Source organism: Candidatus Pseudomonas phytovorans (assembly GCA_029202525.1).
GTDB classification, from domain to species: domain Bacteria; phylum Pseudomonadota; class Gammaproteobacteria; order Pseudomonadales; family Pseudomonadaceae; genus Aquipseudomonas; species Aquipseudomonas phytovorans.
This window is the reverse complement of record CP119325.1, coordinates 47,314-67,663: the sequence shown is the minus strand read 5'-3', so window position 1 is coordinate 67,663 and position 20,350 is coordinate 47,314. Positions and strand designations below refer to the sequence as shown.

13 protein-coding genes, 1 tRNA gene and 1 pseudogene are annotated in these 20,350 nt (G+C 60.6%); 4 read left to right on the top strand and 11 right to left on the bottom strand.

Annotation, left to right across the window (positions count from 1 at the left end; genetic code table 11):
• Positions 1–76: 76 nt before the first annotated feature.
• Positions 77–637, top strand: coding sequence for a serine acetyltransferase (locus P0Y58_00285; protein ID WEK30662.1), 561 nt, complete (start codon positions 77–79; stop codon positions 635–637).
• On the opposite strand, the gene P0Y58_00280 is transcribed toward P0Y58_00285, so the two are convergent.
• The 7 genes and pseudogenes from P0Y58_00280 to rpsU all read right to left on the bottom strand — a co-directional run bounded on the left by P0Y58_00280 (position 621) and on the right by rpsU (position 13,424).
• Complete coding sequence (locus P0Y58_00280; protein ID WEK30661.1) at positions 621–1,913, bottom strand: carbohydrate porin; 1,293 nt, start codon at positions 1,911–1,913, stop codon at positions 621–623. The genes P0Y58_00285 and P0Y58_00280 overlap by 17 nt on opposite strands.
• A gap of 117 nt (positions 1,914–2,030) precedes the next feature.
• Positions 2,031–4,466: a membrane-bound PQQ-dependent dehydrogenase, glucose/quinate/shikimate family gene (locus P0Y58_00275; protein ID WEK30660.1), complete on the bottom strand. Its 2,436-nt coding sequence runs from the start codon at positions 4,464–4,466 to the stop codon at positions 2,031–2,033.
• A gap of 522 nt (positions 4,467–4,988) precedes the next feature.
• Positions 4,989–5,065 (bottom strand) — tRNA-Ile (locus tag P0Y58_00270).
• A gap of 16 nt (positions 5,066–5,081) precedes the next feature.
• Entirely contained in the window at positions 5,082–8,825 is a 3,744-nt protein-coding gene (locus P0Y58_00265) for an EAL domain-containing protein (GenBank protein ID WEK30659.1), read from the bottom strand.
• A 181-nt stretch (positions 8,826–9,006) separates the two neighbouring features.
• Complete coding sequence (rpoD, locus tag P0Y58_00260; GenBank protein WEK30658.1) at positions 9,007–10,857, bottom strand: RNA polymerase sigma factor RpoD; 1,851 nt, start codon at positions 10,855–10,857, stop codon at positions 9,007–9,009.
• Between the two features lie 67 nt (positions 10,858–10,924).
• Positions 10,925–12,906 (bottom strand): annotated as a pseudogene (gene dnaG, locus P0Y58_00255) (DNA primase).
• A 302-nt stretch (positions 12,907–13,208) separates the two neighbouring features.
• Positions 13,209–13,424, bottom strand: a complete 216-nt coding sequence (rpsU, locus tag P0Y58_00250) for a 30S ribosomal protein S21 (protein WEK30657.1) — start codon at positions 13,422–13,424, stop codon at positions 13,209–13,211.
• 204 nt (positions 13,425–13,628) lie between these two features.
• Between rpsU and tsaD the strand changes: the two genes are divergently transcribed.
• Positions 13,629–14,654: a tRNA (adenosine(37)-N6)-threonylcarbamoyltransferase complex transferase subunit TsaD gene (gene tsaD / locus P0Y58_00245; GenBank protein ID WEK30656.1), complete on the top strand. Its 1,026-nt coding sequence runs from the start codon at positions 13,629–13,631 to the stop codon at positions 14,652–14,654.
• 17 nt (positions 14,655–14,671) lie between these two features.
• Here the strand turns inward: tsaD and plsY are convergent, their stop codons facing one another.
• Entirely contained in the window at positions 14,672–15,241 is a 570-nt protein-coding gene (gene plsY, locus P0Y58_00240; GenBank protein WEK30655.1) for a glycerol-3-phosphate 1-O-acyltransferase PlsY, read from the bottom strand.
• Between the two features lie 74 nt (positions 15,242–15,315).
• Between plsY and folB the strand changes: the two genes are divergently transcribed.
• Positions 15,316–15,672, top strand: coding sequence for a dihydroneopterin aldolase (folB, locus tag P0Y58_00235; GenBank protein ID WEK30654.1), 357 nt, complete (start codon positions 15,316–15,318; stop codon positions 15,670–15,672).
• Positions 15,663–16,172 (top strand): 2-amino-4-hydroxy-6-hydroxymethyldihydropteridine diphosphokinase, encoded by a 510-nt coding sequence (folK, locus tag P0Y58_00230; GenBank protein WEK30653.1) that lies wholly within the window; start codon positions 15,663–15,665, stop codon positions 16,170–16,172. The genes folB and folK overlap by 10 nt, the downstream gene beginning before the upstream one ends.
• Positions 16,173–16,287: 115 nt before the next feature.
• On the opposite strand, the gene P0Y58_00225 is transcribed toward folK, so the two are convergent.
• From P0Y58_00225 to P0Y58_00215, 3 genes are read right to left on the bottom strand one after another with little or no spacing between them, the layout of a single operon-like run.
• Positions 16,288–17,394, bottom strand: coding sequence for a multifunctional CCA tRNA nucleotidyl transferase/2'3'-cyclic phosphodiesterase/2'nucleotidase/phosphatase (locus tag P0Y58_00225; GenBank protein WEK30652.1), 1,107 nt, complete (start codon positions 17,392–17,394; stop codon positions 16,288–16,290).
• A gap of 55 nt (positions 17,395–17,449) precedes the next feature.
• Positions 17,450–19,018, bottom strand: a complete 1,569-nt coding sequence (locus tag P0Y58_00220; protein WEK30651.1) for a SpoVR family protein — start codon at positions 19,016–19,018, stop codon at positions 17,450–17,452.
• Positions 19,015–20,289 (bottom strand): YeaH/YhbH family protein, encoded by a 1,275-nt coding sequence (locus P0Y58_00215; protein ID WEK30650.1) that lies wholly within the window; start codon positions 20,287–20,289, stop codon positions 19,015–19,017. Before P0Y58_00215 ends, P0Y58_00220 begins: the two co-directional genes overlap by 4 nt.
• Positions 20,290–20,350: the final 61 nt, after the last annotated feature.

Here is a 20,350-nt window from a genome sequence, read left to right as displayed (position 1 = left end):
CGGTCACTGTGAACCGTGCTGGCCGGAAGGCTTTCCCTTCGGCATTATGAACCGGTAGTCCAACGAGAACCTCAGCGTGAACCTCGACCACCTGCTCGAATGCTGGCGACTGGAAGTCTCCAGCAAGAAAAGGCCGGGACGCCGTATCAGCCTGCTGTTCAACGTGCTGCGCCGTGCGCGCAAGGACAACAAACTGCGTTTCCTCTTCGCCTACCGCCTGGCCCAGTACCTCCACGCCCGTGGCGGCCTGGCCCGGCGTCACGCCCGGCGCATGCAACAGCGGCTCAACCTCAAGTATGCGGTGGACATCGACATCGGCGCACAGATCGCGCCCGGCCTGCGCATTGCGCACTTGCCAGGGGTGGTGATTACCCGGTACGTGAGCATCGGGCGCAATTTTTTCATCCGGCAGAACTGCTCGATCGGCATCAAGACGCTCGGGTTGGATGAGTACGCCCTGCGCATTGGCGACAATGTGAGCATGGGCGCCAACAGTTGCATCGTTGCCGACTGCATCGACATTGGCGACGACGTGGTGATTGGCGCAATGTCGCTGGTTATGCGGGATATTCCGGCCGGGATGACTTTCTACAACCCGCGGCAGGTCGAAATGCGGCCTGTCAGAAGGTCATCTTGATCTGCACACCCGCAGCCAGTGCATTACCCCTTTGCTTGCCAAAGAACGCACCGGGCTCGATGTAGTACTGCAAATCCGGGCGCAGCAGTAGCCACGGTGTTACTTGTGCACCGTAGTTGAGTTCCAGCACTTGCTCGCCGCTGTCGAGGCCGGCAACGACGGCAACGTCTTCTGTGGGTGCGGCAGCAGCTTCCTGCGCATCCCGCGTGCGCGGGTTGATGACGGCGCGGCCATAGCCAAAGGAAATGGCGTCATGCGGGCGGCTGGCAAACGGCTTCTGTTTGACCAGACCCAGCGAGTACCAGCGGCGCATTGGCGAGGTCGCGGCGTTACTGGTGGCTGCTTGCCCGAACACTCTCAGGACGCTGGCCGGGTCCTGCTCATCACGCCAGATTGCCTGGTCGACCAGCAGGTAAGCGCCGGTGCGGCTGCTGCTTTTGCCGTCGCCGCCAATCTTGGGGTAGTCGGACGTGTCGTAATACCAGCCAACTTTGTACTGGCCATCGAGAAATGCACGGTTATTGAAGATCGCCTCCAGTGGCAGGATCGCGCCCGTGGTGCCGTTACTGGGCATGGCGAACGCTTTGGATACGCGAGCGTTGTAGTCCGGGTTTACCTGGAACAGTGCCGTTTGCAGCGTTAGCGACGGGTTCACGTCATAGCGTAACTCGCCACCCCAATGTGCTGTCGGGTAGTTGCCCCAGCCACTCCCGCTGGACATGGTAAGCGGATGTGCACAAAAACCGGCACTGACAAAGTTGGCCAGGATCGGCATTCCGCCGAATTCGGTGCCCATGACCATGTAACCGACTTTGGCGGACAGGGCTGGCGAAAACAGGTTGCGCTGGTAACTCAGTTCAGTCAGCCGGGTGTACTCGCCCCCGTAGATTTCTTGCGCGGACATGCGATTGCCAATCAGGTCCTCCGTGGCGCTATGGCCGCGGCGGTCGTTGATCAGCACTTGCACGCGTCCGGCATCTGGAATGTCGAGCAGTTTGCTCAAGTCCAACTGAGCGCCCAAACGTATTTGTTGTGCATAGCGGGTACCGCGCTTGATACCGCCATGCAGGTTGGAAAGGGTTTCTGAGGTGTAGTCGCCTGTCAGCTTTATGCCCTGGTCTGCCAGCTTCTGGCGCTGCCCGCCCCAGTTGCCGGTGAGGGTAGGTTGGGTCATCAGGTTGGCACTATCGGCCAGTGCGCAGGACAGAGGCAGAAGGCAGAGAGACAAACCGCTGCACAGGCTGCTGAGCAGCACGGCGCGGAAAGGTAATGACATGTTGGGCGGGCTCCCTTGCTTGAGAAATGGTGAGCAGTTCAGGCATTTGCGTGATGGATCACTGGCGGGAAAAAAATCCCCGCGAGCGGGGATTTTTCGTCCTGCAGCAACGAGGCGTTACGGCTTGATGCTGTCAGGCAGGGCGTAGGCGATGATGTAATCGCCCACATCTGGCGAGTGGCTCATGCCGCCAGCCGAGATCACCACATACTGCTTGCCGGTCTTGGGGGACTTGTAGATCAGCGGTGCTGCTACGGCACCTACTGGCAAGCGGGCCTTCCACACTTCCTTGCCGGTTGCCGAATCAAGGGCGCGCAGGTAGTAATCCTGGGTGCCAGCGAAGAACACCAGGCCGGATGCGGTTGAAGTTGGCCCGCCAAGTGTCGGCATACCCAGCGGGATCTGCATGTGCGTCTTGATCCCCAGTGGGCCAGTATCCTGAACCGTGCCCATTGGTACCTGCCACACCAGCTTCTGGGTGTTGAGGTCAATGGCGCTCATGCTGCCGAATGGTGGCGTATTGCAAGGCACGCCCAGCGGGGACTGGAGGATGTCGATTTTCACGCCACCATAGATACCCGCGACCTGTGGGCGGATAGTGCCCATAAAGCCCGGCACCTCATCGGTCGACACTTTGTACTTGCGCGTGTCTTCCTTGGTTACCAACGACATGCGCAGCGGCATGCGCATGTCATTGACGAACATCATGCCGGTATTTTCATCAATCGAAATGCCACCCCAGTTCATGCCGCCCAACAGCCCGGGCCATTCGATGTACGGCTTTTCAGTGGGCGGTGTGAACGGGCCGACGTACACAGAGTCCTTGAACATGATCCGGCAGTAGAGCTGGTCGAACGTGGACACGCCCCACATCGACTTTTCGGTCAACGGGTCTGCACCAATGACTGGCATGCCAGACGAGTATGGCTGGGTCGGTGACAGGCGTTCGCCTTCTGCAGCCGGAGAAGTGGGAACGGGGCGCTCCTGCACTTCAGTGACTGGTTCGCCAGTGCGGCGGTCCAGTACGAAGATATGGCCGGTCTTGGTGGTCTGGATCAGGACCGGGGTTTTCACCCCTTGTGCGTTCCTCATCTCGTAAAGTACGGGTTGCGAAGGCAGGTCGTAGTCCCAGACATCATGATGGACAGTCTGGAAAACCCACTTGGCCTTACCCGTCGATGCATCGACTGCGACGATCGCTGTGCCGAACTTTTCTTTCACCTGATTGCGGTCGCCACCCCAATAGTCAGGTGGGCCATTACCGGTAGGCAGGTAGACCAGGTTCAGTTCTTTGTCGTAGGTGGGAATGGTCCATACGTTAGGTGTTTCAAGCGCGAACTGATGGTCAGCTGCCGCTGTGTCCGTGCCTTCAGGCGCACCGACATCCCAGGCCCATACCAACGCACCGGTCAGCACATCGAATGCGCGCACGGCGCCGGAAGGCTCGCCAGCTACGATGTCACGCACCCAGCCACCCACCACCGTGAGGTGGCCCATCACGACCGGCAGGGACGTCGGGTGATAGCGCTTGCTGTTTTCCGTTGGCCCCATGCCTTTCTTGAGGTCAACGTAACCGGCCTCGCCGAAGGTCGGGCACAGGGCGCCGGTGTGTGCATCCAAGGCAAACAGCCGGGCATCGACCGACGATACCAGGATGCGCTGGCGGCATTGTTGCTCACTGGCGTGAGAGGCTTTCACCTCGGCGCTCAGGCTGTCATCGCTGTCGATGTCGTAATAGCCCACGCCACGGCAAGTTACATGCTCTGCGCTTTTTGCGTGGGGGTCGAATTTCCACAGGGGTTTGCCGCTATCGCCATCAAGCGCTGTGATCAGATTTTCCGGTGTGCACGAGTACAGGACGTTGCCGATCTGCAAAGGCGTGTTCTCGTCGACACCTGCCCCTGCCCCCGTGGTTCTACGGCCGGTCCGGTAGGTCCAGGCAACTTGCAGGTCCTTGACGTTTTCCGGGGTGATTTGGGTGTATGGGGCGAAGCGCGTCCCCGAGGCGTTACGCCCGAAGAACTCCCAGTTTCCCGGGACATTGGAGATTTCGTCAGGGTTTGGTTGGCTAACTGCAGCGATTGGGTTCGAAATGCCGCCATGCGGGAAAAAGGCAGCTACGAACGTGGCGATCAATGCCAGGAACACAGCAAAGCCGCAGCGATTGGCAGCTCGGCGTGTGGCCGGAGCGGTGTTGGGCAGTGCAGCACCCACCCACAGGCTCAGGGTCAGGATGATGGCTGGAACGACCAGGCGAGGCAGCAGTTGCCAGTAGCTGAACTGGCCCACCTCGTAAAATGCCCAGGCGCAGGTAGCAAGGAATATCAGGATGGAAATTACAGTACTGATACGCTTGCGCAGGAATACCAATACGGCCAGCACGGCGTAGGCAAGTCCCGCAAGCAAGTAGTAACTCGATCCGCCCAGTGCCAGAAGTTTGGAACCGCCGTAAATCAATGCCACCGCTACAGCTATTACAAGTAGCGAAAAAAGCAGTCGTGCAGCATTGCTTAATGAGCGCCTCCCGGCGTTAAAACTTTTGTCATCCGTCATAGTTGTGTGAGCTCTGTGGGTAAGTACATGGCTGTTCCGTCAGGGTGCGAGCAACCAGGCCAGTCAGTGGGCCGTTGTTGGTTCTTGCGGGTGGTGCGTACAAAAAAGCGGTGCACGGCTTCGCCAGAGGCAAAGTTCGCCATGGGCGTCAGCGCGATAGAAGGCATGCCTTTGATCCTGGCTGCAGGTCAGCACGGTGGTGTTGCGTGATGGGTCAAAACAAGTTTTGACGAGATGTTCGATATCCAGTGCCGGGCAAAAGATGCTGGCGTTGTTTTTAGTTTAAAACGCTGTACGGACTGGATAAATCAAGCAGTCTGGAAAAGAGTATTTTTGAATTGGTAACAATTTGTGTGGATCGCGGCTGTTACCCCTGGGGCGCAGGTGCCGGACTGGATTGTCGCCGCGTTGGTTCACCGGCAGTTTTGCAGAGGGAATCTTGTGAGAGCGGCTTGGTATCGGAAAGCGCTTCAGCCAGGACGCGAGAACGAAAAAGCCGCGCATTTGCGCGGCTTTCGTATTTGGTGGGCCCACACGGACTTGAACCGTGGACCAAAGGATTATGAGTCCTCTGCTCTAACCAACTGAGCTATAGGCCCTCAGTAAGTGGGCGGATTATAACGAGGGTTTCGCACCTGTGCCATCTGAAAGATCCGATAGTGCTATGCGAAGAAACGTAGCCGCGAACTCCTCGGCCGGCAGCGGCAAGCTGACGATGTAGCCCTGGATCTGCTCGCATCCTTCGGCTGCCAGGAAGCGCTGCTGAGCCTGGTTCTCTACGCCTTCGGCAATGATGGTCAGTTGCATGCTGCGGCCCAGGGCAATGATCGCCCGGGCGATGGCGGCATCGTGCGGGTCGTCGGGCAGGCCGCGGATGAACGACTTGTCGATCTTGAGAATGTCCAGCGGCAGGCGCTTGAGATAGCTCAGCGATGAATAGCCGGTACCAAAGTCGTCGATGGCCAGCTGCACGCCCAGTTTTTTCAACTGGTGGAGCACGGCCAGGGCTTCTTCCGCCTGGCTCATGATGAAGTTTTCGGTGATTTCCAGCTGCAGGTCACCGGCCTTGAGCTGGTAGTGCTTGAGCAACTGTTCGATGCGTCGGGCGAGGTGCGGCTGGCGTAGCTGGGCGCCGGCCAGGTTGATCGACAATGGGCCGAAGGGTTCGTAGTGCAGCTTCCAGGCCTGCATCTGCCGGCAGGCTTGTTCCAGTACCCAGTCGCCCAGCTGGAGGATGGTGCCGTTGTCTTCCGCCAGGTGAATGAAGTGCTCCGGCGGGACTTCGCCAAAGGTTGGGTGGCTCCAGCGGATCAGCGCCTCGGCGCCGACCAGGGCCTGGGTCTTGAGGCTGAGCTTGGGCTGGAAGCACAGGCTCATTTCGTTGCGTTCGACGGCACGGCGCAGTTCGTGCTCCAGGGCGATGCGCTCGCTGGCCTGGGCGGTGAGGTCGCGGGTGTAGGCTTCGACGCGGTTGCGGCCTTTGGCTTTGGAGCGGTACATGGCAGCGTCGGCGTTGCGGATCAGTGTGGCAACGTCGGTGCCGTCTTGTGGGTACAGGCTGATGCCGATGCTGGCGCTGGTGAAGAACTCGTGCTCGCCAGCCTGGAAAGGTGCGATGAAGCAGGTCAGCAGCTTGTTGGCGATGGTACTGGCGTCACTGGGCTTGTGCAGGCCGGGCAGCAGGATGATGAACTCGTCGCCGCCCAGGCGGGCCACGGTGTCGACGTCACGTACCTGCTCCTTCAGGCGCTGGGCGATACCCTTGAGCAGCAAGTCGCCGACCGGGTGGCCGAGGCTGTCGTTGATGTGCTTGAAGCGGTCGAGGTCGAGGAACAGCACCGCGCCCTGGCGGTTGGACACCTGGGCGCAGGTGAGCACGGCCTGCAGGCGGTTCTCGAACAAGGCACGGTTGGGCAGGCCAGTCAGCGGGTCGTGGTGGGCCTGGTAGTCGAGCTTGGCCTGGGCATGCTTGAGGCTGGAAATGTCGGCGAACACGGCAACGAAGTGGGTGATCTCGCGTTCGCTGTTGCGCACGGCGCTGATGGTCAGCCAACCGGGGTACAGTTCGCCGTTCTTGCGCTTGTTGTAGATCTCGCCTTGCCAGTGGCCTTCGGCGGTAAGCTGGTGCCACATGGCGGCATAGAAGGCGCTGTCGTGCTGGCCGGAGGCAAGCAGGCGTGGGGTCTGGCCGAGGGCTTCGATCTCGCTGTAGCCAGTGATTTCGCTGAAGGCGCGGTTGACGGCACTGATGCGCTGATCGATGTCGGTGATCAGCACGCCTTCGGCGGTGTTCTCGAACACGGTAGCGGCCAGCTGCAGTTTTTCCTGCATCAAGTGGCGCTCGGTGATGTCGCGGGCGATGGTCAGCATGCAATCGACGCCGGCAATCGGCAGGGGCCTGGCAGACAGCTCGCACAGGCGGATTTGCCCGTCGCTGCGGCGGATGTGGCAGGTGAAGTCCCGCACGAAGCCATCGTGGTTGAGCTGGTCGACCATGCGTCTGCGTTCGTTGAGGTCGACCCAGATACCCAGGTCAAGTGAGGTCTGGTCGATGGTCGGGTTGAGGTCATAGCCGGTGAGGCGGCAGAAACCTTCGTTCACCTCAAGCAGCAATCCGTCGCTTTGACGCGACAGCAGCAGGCCGTCGGGCGAGGCGTGGAATGCCTTGGCAAATTTCTCTTCCGAGGTTTGCAGTTGCCCCTGGGTTTCCTTGAGCTGGCTGATGTCGCGCACTGCCACGACCAGTGCAGGGGTGCCGTCGAGCTCGAAGGTTTCGGCCGAAGTCAGGCCGGTGAAGAGCTGGCCATTACTGCGGCGAAAGCTCATTTCCAGGTTGCGGATGCCGCCTTCGTGCAGGCGTTCGAGCACCCGCGGGCCGCTGCCTTCGACCCCCCACAGGTTCAGGTCGGTGGCGGTGCGGCCAATCACCTGGCCTGGGGTCAGGCCGATCTGCTCTTCAAACGCTTCGTTCACCTCCAGCAGGCAGCCGTCGCTGTGGCGGGCAATCAGCAAGATGTCGGGGCATTGCTGGAACACCGAGGCGAACTTTTGCTCGGACAGGCGCAGGGCGTCTTCGGTGCGCTTGGTTTCGCTGATGTCGATCATGAGCCCACGCATCACCGGCTGGTGCCCGTGTTCGATCATGCTGACGATATTGCGTACCCACAGTGGCTGGCCATCGGCGCGGATCACCCGATAGTCCAGGCTATGGTCGCGCCCGGCTGCGGTTTCGCTGTCGCAGTAGGCTTGAGCCCAGAGGGCGTCTTCCGGGTGCAGGATGCTGCGCCAGAAGCCCGGTTTGAGCCAGTCACTCAGCGGGTAGCCAAGCAGGTCCTCGGCATGCGGCGAGACGTAGCTGTATGTGAAGTCGTTGGCATCGGCTTCCCAGGCGATGGCTGAAAGGCTCTCGACCAGGCCGCGGTAGTGGTATTCGCTGCTGCGCAACTCCTGCTCCAGGGCGATGCGTCGGGATATTTCCGAGCTGAGGCGGCGGTTGATACGAATGACCACGGCCAGTACGGCCATCAGCAGCAGCACCGTTGGCAGGCCATATACCAACAGGTCGGACCAGAACATGCGTTGGTCGACCACATTGCCTACCCAGCGCTGCTGGATCTGGCTGACTTCGCCGCTGCTCATGTCGGCCATGACCTTGTCCAGAATGCCCACCAGCACTTTGTTGTCGCGCGGTGCTGCCATGGCCAGCTGGTAGCGGTAGGGTGTTTCACCACTGACGTAGAGGCCGTCGAGTTTGAGCTGGCGCAGGCTCCAGATGCTTGAAGCCAGGTCGCCGACCACTGCGTCCACTTGATCGGTGGCCAAGGCTTGCAGTGCAGAGCTCACATTGGGCAGGGCCACCAGGTTGAGGTCCGGGTGATGGGTACGCAGCAGTTCGTGCGGGGCGTAGTTCTCGACCACGGCAATCTTCAGGCCGTACAGGTCGTCCAGTTTGCGCGGTTGTGCGCCGCCTTTGTGGGCGAGGATGACGATAGGGAAATCGAGGTACGGGCGGGTGAACGCCAGGTAGCCCTGGCGTTCGGGGGTGGACATGATGCCGGGTAGCAGGTCGATGCGGTTTTCCCGCGCCTGCGCCAGTACCTCGGTCCAGCTGCTGGGTTCGACCGGTTTGAGGGTCACGCCCAGGCGTTGCTGGATCGTGGCGATGTAATCGGCGGCCAATCCCTGGTACCGGCCCTCCTGGTCGCGAAACTCGAACGGTGGCCAAGAGGCGTCTACGCCCAGGCTCAGCTGCGGATGGGCAGCCAACCAGGCTTTTTCCTCGTCTGTCAGGGTCAGGGCGCCGGCCGTCGTGGTCCACAAAATCAGGAGCAGCAACAGAATGGCCGGCATAAGTGGCATAGCGGCCTCGCAATCAGGGAGTCTGACGTCGAGTGTAGACGGGCATTGCGGCAGGCGTAGGGCGAAAGGTGCGCCCTTTTGTCAAATACAACAGGGCCTTGCAGAGGGGGCGCTTCTACAGGAGCCGTACTGTTTCAAAAGGCGGAAAAGAAAAACCCCGGCCTGGGCCGGGGTTTTGTCATCACTCGTCGAGGAAGGAGCGCAGATGTTCGCTGCGAGTCGGGTGGCGCAACTTGCGCAACGCCTTCGCTTCGATCTGACGGATCCGCTCACGCGTTACGTCAAACTGCTTGCCCACCTCTTCGAGGGTGTGGTCGGTGTTCATGTCGATACCGAAACGCATGCGCAGCACTTTGGCTTCGCGTGCAGTCAGGCCCGAGAGCACGTCACGGGTGGCTTCCTTGAGGCTTTCGACCGTGGCCACGTCGATCGGGGACTGCATGGTGGAGTCCTCGATGAAGTCGCCCAGGTGCGAATCTTCGTCGTCACCGATCGGAGTTTCCATGGAGATCGGCTCTTTGGCGATCTTCAGTACCTTGCGGATCTTGTCCTCAGGCATCTCCATGCGCTCACCCAGCTCTTCCGGGGTCGGTTCACGACCCATTTCCTGCAACATCTGGCGGGAAATACGGTTGAGCTTGTTGATCGTCTCGATCATGTGCACCGGAATACGAATGGTGCGTGCCTGGTCGGCGATCGAACGGGTGATCGCCTGACGGATCCACCAGGTGGCGTAAGTCGAGAACTTGTAGCCGCGACGGTATTCGAACTTGTCCACCGCCTTCATCAAGCCGATGTTGCCTTCCTGGATCAGGTCGAGGAACTGCAGGCCACGGTTGGTGTACTTCTTGGCGATGGAAATCACCAGACGCAGGTTCGCCTCGACCATTTCTTTCTTGGCGCGACGGGCCTTGGCTTCACCGATCGACATGCGACGGTTGACGTCCTTGATCTCGGCAACGGTCAGGCCGGTTTCGGTCTCAAGGTCGATCAGCTTCTGCTGGCAAGCAACGATGGCGGCGTCCTTTTCACCCAGGGCGGCAGCCCATTTGGTGTTGCGCTTGGCCAGGTCACCGCTCCAGGTCTGGTCGGTTTCGTTGCTCGGGAACATGCGCAGGAAGTCGGCACGCGGCATGCGGGCATCACGCACGCACAGCTGCATGATGGCGCGCTCTTGCTGACGCAGACGGTTCAGGGCATCACGAACACGCTCTACCAGTACCTCGAACTGCTTGGGTACCAGCTTGATCGGCATGAACAGGTCGGCGAGGGCTTGCAGGGCCGCGATGCTTTCCTTGTGGGCACGACCGTTCTTCTTCACGACCTTGACAGTCGCCTGAAGCTGGTCGGATACCGCACCGAAACGCTGGGCTGCGACTACAGGGTCCGGACCGCTCTCGGTCTCTTCCTCGTCGTCACTGCTTTCGGACTCTTCCTCTTCGTCGTCGGACTCTTCCTTCGCGGCTGCGGCCTTGGCGCCAGGAACCGGCACCTCTTCGGTCGGAGCGGCGATGTTGTCGTCAGGGTCGATGTAACCGCTGAGCACGTCGGACAGACGCCCACCCTCGGTGGTGACGCGGTCATATTCGCCGAGAATGTAATCGACAGTGCCCGGGAAGTGGGCGATAGCGCCCATCACTTCACGAATGCCTTCCTCGATACGCTTGGCGATTTCGATCTCGCCTTCGCGGGTCAGCAGCTCGACGGTACCCATTTCGCGCATGTACATGCGCACCGGGTCGGTCGTGCGGCCGATATCGGTTTCAACTGCCGCCAACGCAGCAGCGGCTTCTTCGGCCGCGGCTTCGTCGGTGTCGGCTTCCGCCAACAGAAGGGCATCCGCATCCGGAGCACTCTCGAATACGTTGATCCCCATGTCGTTGATCATGCGGATGATGTCTTCCACCTGTTCAGGATCTGAAATATCCTCAGGCAGGTGGTCGTTGACCTCCGCGTAAGTCAGGTAGCCCTGCTCACGACCGCGGGTGATCAACTCTTTGATACGAGACTGCTGTTGCGCTTTTCCGGACATAACACCCTATCCACTGAAGGTCTTGGCGGGCAAAAAACAAGCCGAGGATTATACCCGAGCATGGGCCTCACGCGCCAGATGAGGTCGGCGTTTGTGCGGGAACTATCGGCTCAGCAGGGCGAGGAGCTGGGTTTTTTCCTCGCTGGTCAATTCACTTTGACGTGATTTCCTGAGCAGTTGTTCCAGGCTGCGCTCGCGTTGGCGGGCGGACAAGCTAGTTATAGTGTCGAAAAACTGTTGTTCAAGGTTATCGGCCACGATCAGCCATTCCTTTTCTGCCAGGGCCCGTAGCAGGCGGCCCTGTTCGGTGCCGTGCCAACGTGCGATCAACTGCATTGAGCTTAGCCCAGGATTCTTCTGCGCGGCTTCGATCAGTGCGACCAGCAGCTGGCTGTACAGGTGTTGTTCGTCGGCGAAGTGGCTGGCATCTTCCACCTTGCCGGCCAGTAACGGGTGGTGCAGCAGTGTGCGCAGGGCAGCCAGGGTGGGTGGTTCGACCGGTGCCGGCACGCGTGGCGGTGCTTCGTCACGTTGCTGCCAGGGCTTGCCGCCCTTGCGGTTCTTGTCCCAGGGCTTGTCGCTCCACTGCTTCTTGCCGCCGCCCTTGTTCGGCTTCCACTCCTGTTCCTGGTGAACGGGGGCGAAGTCGTGCTGCGGCATGTCGCCGTAGTCGGGGGTGTAGCTGGCCATGGCGTCGTAGTCATAACCAGGGTCGTAGTCTGGCACGCTACTGGCCGCTGGCGCCTGTTGCGCCAACTGCTCGACCTGCTGGGGGTCGAGGCCGGTAATTTCCCTCAGGCGGTTGCGCATCAGCTGGCGCAAGTTGGCGCCGGGGACTTTTTCGATCAACGGCGCGGCCAGGGTGGCCATGTGCGCCTTGCCTTCCAGCGAGCGTGGATCGGCTTCTACGCTCAGTTGCTCGAAGAAGTAGTCCGCCAGCGGCTGAGCGTGCTGGTGGATACGGGCCCTGAAGGCATCGGTACCTTCGGCACGCACCAGGCTGTCCGGGTCTTCGCCCTCAGGCAGAAACAGGAAGCGCGCGCGTCGGCCGTCCTGCAGGTTCGACAAGGTCGATTCCAGTGCGCGCCAGGCAGCCTTGCGCCCGGCTTGGTCGCCGTCGAAGCAGAACAGCACGTTGGGCACCACGCGGAACAGGCGCTTGAGGTGCTCTTCGCTGGTGGCAGTGCCGAGGGTGGCCACGGCATTGCGCAGGCCTTGCTGGGCCAGGGCGATGACGTCCATATAACCCTCGACGACAATGATTTCGTCGAGGTTGCGGTTGTGCTTGCGCGCCTCGTACAGCCCGTACAGTTCCTGGCCCTTGTGAAACACCGGGGTTTCTGGGGAGTTCAGGTACTTGGGCTTGTCATCGCCGAGCACTCGGCCGCCGAAGGCGATGATGCGCCCGCGGCTGTCGCGGATCGGGAACATCACCCGGTCGCGGAAGCGGTCGTAGCGCTTGCCGCTTTCGGCGTTCTCGATCAGCAGGCCGGCGTCAATCATCACCTTTTGCTGCAAGGTGTCGGCGCCCAGGTGCTTGAGCAGGTTGTCCCAGCCGGGCGGGGCAAAGCCCAGGCAGAAATCGCGGGCGATCTCCCCGGTCAAGCCGCGGCCCTTGAGGTAGTCCACCGCGGCCTTGCGGGTCGGGTGGCTGCGCAGGGCCTGGCGGTAGAACTCCGAGGCGGCGTCCAGCAGCGGGTATAGCGGCGAGTCGGTTGGCTGGCGAGGCTTTTGGTCGCGCCGGCCTTGCTCGCGTGGCACTTCCATGCCAGCGGCGCGGGCCAGTTCTTCGACAGCCTGGGGGAAGTCCAGGTTGTCGTGGTCCATGACGAAACCCAGCGCGTTGCCGCCGGCACCGCAGCCGAAGCAGTAATAGAACTGCTTGTCGGGGCTGACCGTAAAGGAAGGACTCTTTTCCTTGTGGAACGGGCAGCACGCGGAGTAGTTTTTGCCGGTTTTTTTCAGCTGGACGCGCGAACTCACCACGTCGACGATGTCGAGGCGGTTGATCAGGTCGTCAATGAAACTCTGGGGAATCAGCCCGGCCATGGCAGTCTCGTCATCTGGCAACTGGCAAGTCTAATCGCTCACGCGCCGAATGGGGCGGGTGATGCTTGGGGAAGTGCGAGGGAGTGTGTGCTCGTCGCCAGCCCGTGAGGGCTCGTCAGTCGGACGTGCACGCCTGGTCATACAGCAAGAAAGACCAGCTCTGACGTTTCAGGCAGGTTGCCCATGTGCAGTTCGCGTAAGCTTGTGCCGGGCCTTGAGCTAGCTGCTCAAGTGTGAAGCGACCGCTGCCATTGCCCGGCGGTTAGCCGGGCAGGGCAGAAGCTTTGCGTAGAACGTCTGTATTAGTACAGACGAACGGCGCGGCGCTGTTCGCGCTGAACTTTCTTGGCGTGACGCTTAACAGCAGCAGCTGCTTTGCGCTTACGCTCGGCGGTCGGCTTCTCGTAAAACTCGCGGCTACGAACTTCAGCCAGTACACCGGCTTTTTCGCAGGAGCGCTTGAAACGACGCAGAGCTACGTCGAAGGGTTCGTTCTCTTTAACTTTGACGGCTGGCATCCAGAGCTACCTTAATTCATTACCGGGGTAGACGTGCTCCTGGCAAAACAAAGGTGTGCTGGAGAACGTCGGTTTTCAAGGGTTGCGGATGTTAACCTTTAGCAAGCCGGAATGCAAAGCCTCTGATCGAAAACCGCTGGTCGGCGTCCGACACGGGGACTATCATGCGCGCCTTCGAATTCAGCCCCCACAAGGGACGAGCCCATGCTAGTACTGGGATTGGAAACATCCTGCGACGAAACTGGCGTCGCATTATACGACAGCGAGCGCGGTTTGTTGGCCGACGCACTGTTCAGCCAGATTGACCTGCACCGCGTGTTTGGCGGTGTAGTGCCCGAGCTTGCCTCGCGTGACCACGTGAAGCGCATGTTGCCGCTCATCCGCCAGGTGCTGGAGGAGGCGGGCTGCGTTGCTACCGAGATCGACGCCATTGCCTATACCGCGGGCCCTGGCCTGGTCGGCGCATTGCTGGTGGGCGCCTCCTGCGCCCAGGCGCTGGCCTTTGCCTGGGACATTCCGGCGATTGGCGTGCACCACATGGAAGGCCATTTGCTGGCGCCCATGCTGGAACAGAACCCACCTGAGTTTCCGTTCGTCGCTTTGTTGGTTTCTGGCGGCCACACCCAACTGGTTCGGGTCGACGGGATCGGTCAGTACGAGTTGCTGGGCGAGAGCCTGGATGATGCCGCCGGCGAAGCGTTCGACAAGACCGCCAAGCTGATCGGCCTCAACTACCCGGGAGGCCCGGAAATCGCGCGTCTGGCAGAGCAGGGCGTGCCTGGCCGTTTCGTGTTCCCTCGGCCGATGACCGATCGCCCGGGCCTGGAGTTCAGCTTCAGTGGCCTCAAGACTTTCGCCCTGAACACCTGGCAGCAGTGCAAGAACGCTGGCGACGACGGTGAGCAAACCCGTTGCGACGTGTCCCTGGCATTCCAGCACGCGGTGGTGGAGACTTTGACCATCAAGTGCAAGCGGGCGCTCAAGCAGACAGGCCTGAAACGCCTGGTCATCGCGGGTGGCGTGAGTGCCAACAAGGCCTTGCGCGCGTCCCTTGAGGACATGCTCGGCAGCATCAAGGGCAACGTGTACTACGCGCGCCCGCAGTTCTGTACCGACAACGGCGCGATGATCGCTTACGCCGGTTGCCAGCGCCTGTTGGCCGGGCAGCAGCAGGACCTGGCGATCAGCGTGCAGGCACGCTGGCCGATGGAGCAGCTACCGCCGCTGTAAGGTCTGGGGCAGAGCGTTCAGAAATGCCGTTCGCGCCCGGCGAACAAGTCGCGCAGGTTGTTGCGGTGGCGCCACACGATCATCACTGTCAGCACGGTGATCGGCAGCAGGGCTTCGGGCTCGCGCCAGGCCAGCAATGGCAAGGTCAGTGGGGTGGCAATCAGCGCCGCCAGCGAGCTGGTACGGGTGAGGTAGAAGGTCAGCAGCCAGGCGCCGATGGCCAGTAGCGCGGCCGGGAAGTACAGGCCCATGAGCATGCCGGCAGCCGTCGCCACGCCCTTGCCGCCCTGAAAGCGGAAGTACAGCGGGAACAGGTGGCCCAGCACCGCGCAGACGCCCACCCAGGCTTGCGCCTGCAGGTCCAGCCCGGCAAGGCGAGCGAGCAATAGCGGCACAAGGCCCTTGCACAGGTCGCCAAGCAGGGTCAGGATCGCCAGTTTGCGGCCTGCCAGGCGTAGCATGTTGGTGGCGCCGGCATTGCCTGAGCCGCTGGAACGCGGGTCCGGGCTGCCCGAAAGGCGGCTGAGGAGAATGGCAAAGGACAGTGAGCCGAGCAGGTAGGCGAACAGCGCCAGTAACCAAAACATGCTAACTATTCCGGGCGAGGACGCCCTGATTCTAACGGCGCCAGTCGCCCTTGTCGTGCTGTGGAGAGAAGTGCTTGGACAGAGTGTTCATCGAAGGCCTGGAAGTCGATACCGTCATCGGTGCCTATGACTGGGAGCGGGATATTCGCCAGTGCTTGCGCCTGGACCTCAGCTTTGCCTGGGATAACCGCCCGGCTGCAGCAGGTGACGACCTTAGCCTGGCGCTGGACTACGCCAGCGTGTCGGCCCGTATCCAGGCGTTTGCCGAGCAGGCCCGTTTCGAGTTGGTGGAAACCTTTGCCGAGCGCCTGGTGGCAACCTTGATGGAAGAATTCCGTATCCCATGGGTGCGGTTGAAACTGACCAAGCCGGGCGCGGTACCGGCGGCCCGTGGCGGTGTTGGCGTGGAGATCGAGCGCGGATGTCTCTGAGCACGGTTTACCTGGGCCTTGGCAGCAACATCGACCGTGAAGCGCATTTGTGCGCCGGGCTCGATGCGTTGGCGGGCATCCTGACCGACATGCGCTGCTCGCCGGCGTTCGAAAGCCAGGCGGTGGGGATCAAGAGCGGGCCGTTCATCAATTTCGTAGTGACCGGTAAAACCGCGCTGCCGTTGATCGAACTGGACCGCCGGTTGAAGTTCATCGAGGCCGAGAATGGCCGTTATGCGCCGGACCGCAAAGGGCTGCCGCTGGATATCGACGTGCTGATGTATGACGATCTGCACGGTACCTTCGATGGGCTTGTGCTGCCCCGGGCCGAGATCCTGAAGAACGCTTTTGTGCTGTGGCCGCTGTCGTTGCTGGCCCCTGAACTGGTTCATCCGGGGGTGGGCAAGACCATGGCACAGGTATGGCAGGAGGCGCGAATCGACCAGGTCCTGGCCCCGGTCGCCTTTGAGTGGCGTGGGTTGCAGCTAACTCCGGCCTGACGGGCTTTCGCGGTCACTGTGGGAGCGGGCGTGCCCGCGAACACCGGCAAAGCCGGTGCCATCCATCGCGTCGGATTCTTCGCGGGCATGCCCGCCCCCACAGGTATTGTGTTGGTCAGGTAGGTTTGTAAGCCTCAAGCGCTTTCAGTCGCTCAGCTTTGAGCGCTTCACCCAGTGCCTGGCCAGTCAGCCCTGTCTGCACCAACGGTTTCACATCCACCGCTCGCGCCGCCGCTGCTGCGCCACGCAGATATTCGGCCTGTGGATAACCCGCTTTGCCCAGGCCCAGCGCAGTCATTTCACAAGCGCTGAGGAAATCCTCAAACCGCTGCGGCCGCCGGTACACATCAAACTTCTGCAGCAGCTCAAGCAGTGCCGTGGCGGGCAGCTCCAGCGCCTGACTCGCCAGTGCCAGACATTCTCCCGTCAACAGCGCCAGTTCCTGGCATTCCCGCGGCGCCTTGAGGCGCTGATTGACCACTTTGATTGCGGAGGGGGGCAACTGGTGCAACAGGCAGGCCCAGCGCACGTGCAGAGGCTGTTCGTGCGCAGCTGCTTGCTCCAGTGCTGCCAGTGCCTGGGTATCGTCATCAAGCTCAGGCAGCAGCTCCTGCAAAGCCCCACAGGCACGCAGTACCTGGAAGAATGCCTGCGGTTGCGCTTCCATCAGCGCGCGCTCGATTTCCTTCCAGCTGCGCTCGGCGGTCAGTGCTTGAAGCTCGCCCGAGGCGCTGATCTGGCGCATCAGTACAAGTGTTTCTTCGGCAACTCGGAAGCCCAACGGTGCGTAACGGGCAGCAAAGCGCGCAACACGCAATACGCGCAACGGATCTTCGGCAAATGCCTGAGAAACATGGCGTAAAAGGCGCCTTTCGAGATCATCTTTGCCGTGGTAGGGGTCGTACACATTGCCCGCTTCGTCCTCGGCCATCGCGTTGATGGTCAGGTCACGGCGGATCAGGTCTTCTTCCAGGGTCACGTCAGGGCTGGCGTGAAAAGTGAACCCGCCATAACCACGCCCGCTTTTGCGTTCAGTGCGTGCCAAGGCATATTCCTCGCCGGTTTTCGGGTGCAGAAACACCGGAAAATCAGCGCCCACCGGCCGATAACCGTTGGCGTGCATTTCTTCGACGGTAGCGCCCACCACCAGCCAGTCGATATCGCTGACAGGAAGGCCGAGCAGGCGGTCGCGCACGGCGCCGCCGACTTTGTAGATGTGCATGTGCAGCTCTCCATAACTGCCGACAGGATAACCCGTCGGCTGTTATGGCGTTGCACTAGAGGTGGTGAATGACAGCCAGATCCATGCGCCCGTAGTCGGCGCTTTCGCCGTGCTCGCCACGGGGTGGCATGTGGTGAGTTTTCATCACTTGCTCGCCCTGCACGGTCTCCAGGTGGATATCGAAGCCCCACAGGCGGTGCAGGTGCTTGAGCACTTCATCGGTGGACTCGCCCAGCGGTTTGCGGTTGTGTTGCTGGTGGCGCAGGGTCAGCGAGCGGTCACCACGCCGGTCGACGCTCCAGATCTGCACGTTCGGTTCACGGTTGCCCAGGTTGTACTGCGCGGCCAGCAGTTCACGAATGACCCGGTAGCCGGCTTCATCATGAATGGCAGGTACGAGCAAGTCGTCACGCTGATCGTCATCGAGGATGCTGAACAGCTTGAGGTCGCGCATCACTTTGGGCGAAAGGTATTGCAGGATGAAGCTTTCGTCCTTGAAGCTACTCATGGCGAACTTGATGGTAGAAAGCCAATCACTGCCGGCAACGTCTGGGAACCAGTGGCGATCTTCCTCGGTCGGGTTTTCGCACATGCGGCGGATGTCGGTGTACATCGCAAAGCCCAGTGCATAGGGGTTGATGCCGTTGTAATAGGGGCTGTCGAAGCCGGGCTGGAACACCACGCTGGTGTGCGACTGCAAAAACTCCATCATGAAGCCTTCAGTAATCAGCCCTTCGTCGTACAGGTCGTTCATCAGCGTGTAATGCCAGAAGGTTGCCCAGCCTTCATTCATCACCTGGGTCTGGCGCTGCGGGTAGAAGTACTGGGCGATCTTGCGCACGATGCGCACCACTTCGCGCTGCCAGGGCTCGAGCAGTGGGGCATTTTTCTCGATGAAATACAGGATGTTCTCCTGAGGCTCGGCGGGGAAGCGCCCTTCATCGCGTTCGTTACCTTTTTCTGCGCTTTTCGGGATCGTGCGCCACAAATCGTTGATCTGGCGTTGCAGATGCTCCTCGCGTTCTTTCTGGCGGCGGCGCTCTTCTTCTGCAGAGATAGGGTAGGGGCGCTTGTAGCGGTCCACGCCGTAGTTCATGAGGGCGTGGCAGGAGTCGATCAGGTCTTCCACGGCGTCGATGCCATGGCGCTCTTCGCACTGGGCGATGTACTGCTTGGCAAACACCAGGTAATCGATGATGGAACTGGCGTCGGTCCAGGTGCGGAACAGGTAGTTACCTTTGAAGAAACTGTTGTGGCCATAGCAGGCGTGGGCAATTACCAGTGCCTGCATGCACATAGTGTTTTCTTCCATCAGGTACGCGATGCAGGGGTCTGAGTTGATCACGATTTCATAGGCCAGGCCCATCTGGCCGCGGCTGTATGACTTTTCCGTGCTGAGGAATTGCTTGCCGTAGGACCAGTGGTGGTAACCCAGCGGCATGCCGACCGAGGCATAGGCGTCCATCATCTGCTCGGCAGTGATCACCTCGATCTGGTTGGGATAAGTGTCCAGAGCGTAACGCTCGGCCAGGCGGCTGATTTCCCGGTCGTAGGTCTGGATCAGCTCGAACGTCCACTCGGACCCGGTGGAAATGGGTTGGCGTCTCTGTGCTCTGGCGGTCATGTGGCTAACCTGCGCTGGAAGAGTTCACGGAAGACCGGGTAGATGTCGCCGGCCGAAACCAACTGCTGCTGGGCGAACGTGTCAGGGAAACCCTCGCCGATGCGCTCGTATTCGTACCACAGCGCCTGATGCTCACGGGGGGTAATCTCGACGTAAGTGTAGTACTGCACATGCGGCATGATCTGTTTGGACAGGATCTCGCGACAGATCGGCGAGTCGTCGTTCCAGTTGTCGCCGTCGGAGGCCTGGGCGGCGTAGATGTTCCAGTCGCTGGCCGGGTAACGTTCGGCCATGATCTCCTGCATCAGCTTGAGTGCGCTGGAGACAATGGTGCCGCCGGTTTCCCGGGAGTAGAAAAACTCTTCTTCGTCCACTTCGCGGGCACTGGTGTGGTGGCGGATGAACACCACTTCGATGCGGTCGTAGTTACGCTTGAGGAACAGGTACAACAGGATGAAGAAGCGTTTGGCGATGTCCTTGGTGGCTTGTGTCATCGAGCCGGATACGTCCATCAGGCAGAACATCACCGCCTTGGAGCTTGGGTTGGGCTGTTTGACCAGCAGGTTGTACTTCAGGTCGAAGGTGTCGAGGAAGGGCAGGCGGTTGATGCGAGCTTTCAGGCGTTCAATTTCCTGCTCGACCTCCTGGATGTCGGTAAAATTCGCTGGCTCTTCAACCTTCAACCGGGCCAGTTCCTTTTGCGCTTCACGCAGCAATGCGCGGCTGCTGCCGGTGAGGGCGATACGCCGGGCATGCGCTGAACGCAGGGTGCGCACAATATTGATGCGTGACGGGTTGCCTTCGTTGGCGATACCCGCGCGCACGGTCTTGAACGTGTCGGTACCGGTAATGTGGCGTTTGACCAGGTTAGGCAATTCAAGGTCCTCGAACATGAATTCGAGAAACTCTTCCTGGGTGATCTGAAACACGAACTCATCCATGCCTTCGCCGGAATTGCCCGCTTTGCCACGGCCACCGCCGCCGCCACCACCACCTTGTGGCCTGGCGATGTGTTCGCCGGCAGTGAATTCCTTGTTGCCTGGGTGCACGACGGTCTGTTTGCCGCCCCGGCCGTGATGAAGCACCGGTTCATCGATGTCCCGTCCCGGAATGCTGATCTGCTCGCCATGTTCCATGTCCATGATGGAGCGGCGGCTCACGGCCTCTTCGACGGCCTTCTTGATATGTTCACGGTAACGCCGCAGAAAACGCTGGCGGTTGACCGTGCTTTTGTTCTTGCCGTTCAGGCGTCGGTCTATAACGTAGCTCATGGTCCCTCCGGTAGCTGGGAACAGCTGCACGCTTCAAGCTACGAGCTGCACGTAACAACAG

What these genes read in the sequence shown, in the direction of transcription:
- P0Y58_00220 (WEK30651.1), bottom strand. Translation starts at nt 19,018, where the DNA reads ATGACCGCCAGAGCACAGAGACGCCAACCCATTTCCACCGGGTCCGAG.
- P0Y58_00280 (WEK30661.1), bottom strand. Translation starts at nt 1,913, where the DNA reads ATGTCATTACCTTTCCGCGCCGTGCTGCTCAGCAGCCTGTGCAGCGGT.
- rpoD (WEK30658.1), bottom strand. Translation starts at nt 10,857, where the DNA reads ATGTCCGGAAAAGCGCAACAGCAGTCTCGTATCAAAGAGTTGATCACC.
- P0Y58_00215 (WEK30650.1), bottom strand. Translation starts at nt 20,289, where the DNA reads ATGAGCTACGTTATAGACCGACGCCTGAACGGCAAGAACAAAAGCACG.
- rpsU (WEK30657.1), bottom strand. Translation starts at nt 13,424, where the DNA reads ATGCCAGCCGTCAAAGTTAAAGAGAACGAACCCTTCGACGTAGCTCTG.
- folK (WEK30653.1), top strand. Translation starts at nt 15,663, where the DNA reads ATGTCTCTGAGCACGGTTTACCTGGGCCTTGGCAGCAACATCGACCGT.
- P0Y58_00225 (WEK30652.1), bottom strand. Translation starts at nt 17,394, where the DNA reads ATGCACATCTACAAAGTCGGCGGCGCCGTGCGCGACCGCCTGCTCGGC.
- P0Y58_00275 (WEK30660.1), bottom strand. Translation starts at nt 4,466, where the DNA reads ATGACGGATGACAAAAGTTTTAACGCCGGGAGGCGCTCATTAAGCAAT.
- P0Y58_00265 (WEK30659.1), bottom strand. Translation starts at nt 8,825, where the DNA reads ATGCCACTTATGCCGGCCATTCTGTTGCTGCTCCTGATTTTGTGGACC.
- plsY (WEK30655.1), bottom strand. Translation starts at nt 15,241, where the DNA reads ATGTTTTGGTTACTGGCGCTGTTCGCCTACCTGCTCGGCTCACTGTCC.
- tsaD (WEK30656.1), top strand. Translation starts at nt 13,629, where the DNA reads ATGCTAGTACTGGGATTGGAAACATCCTGCGACGAAACTGGCGTCGCA.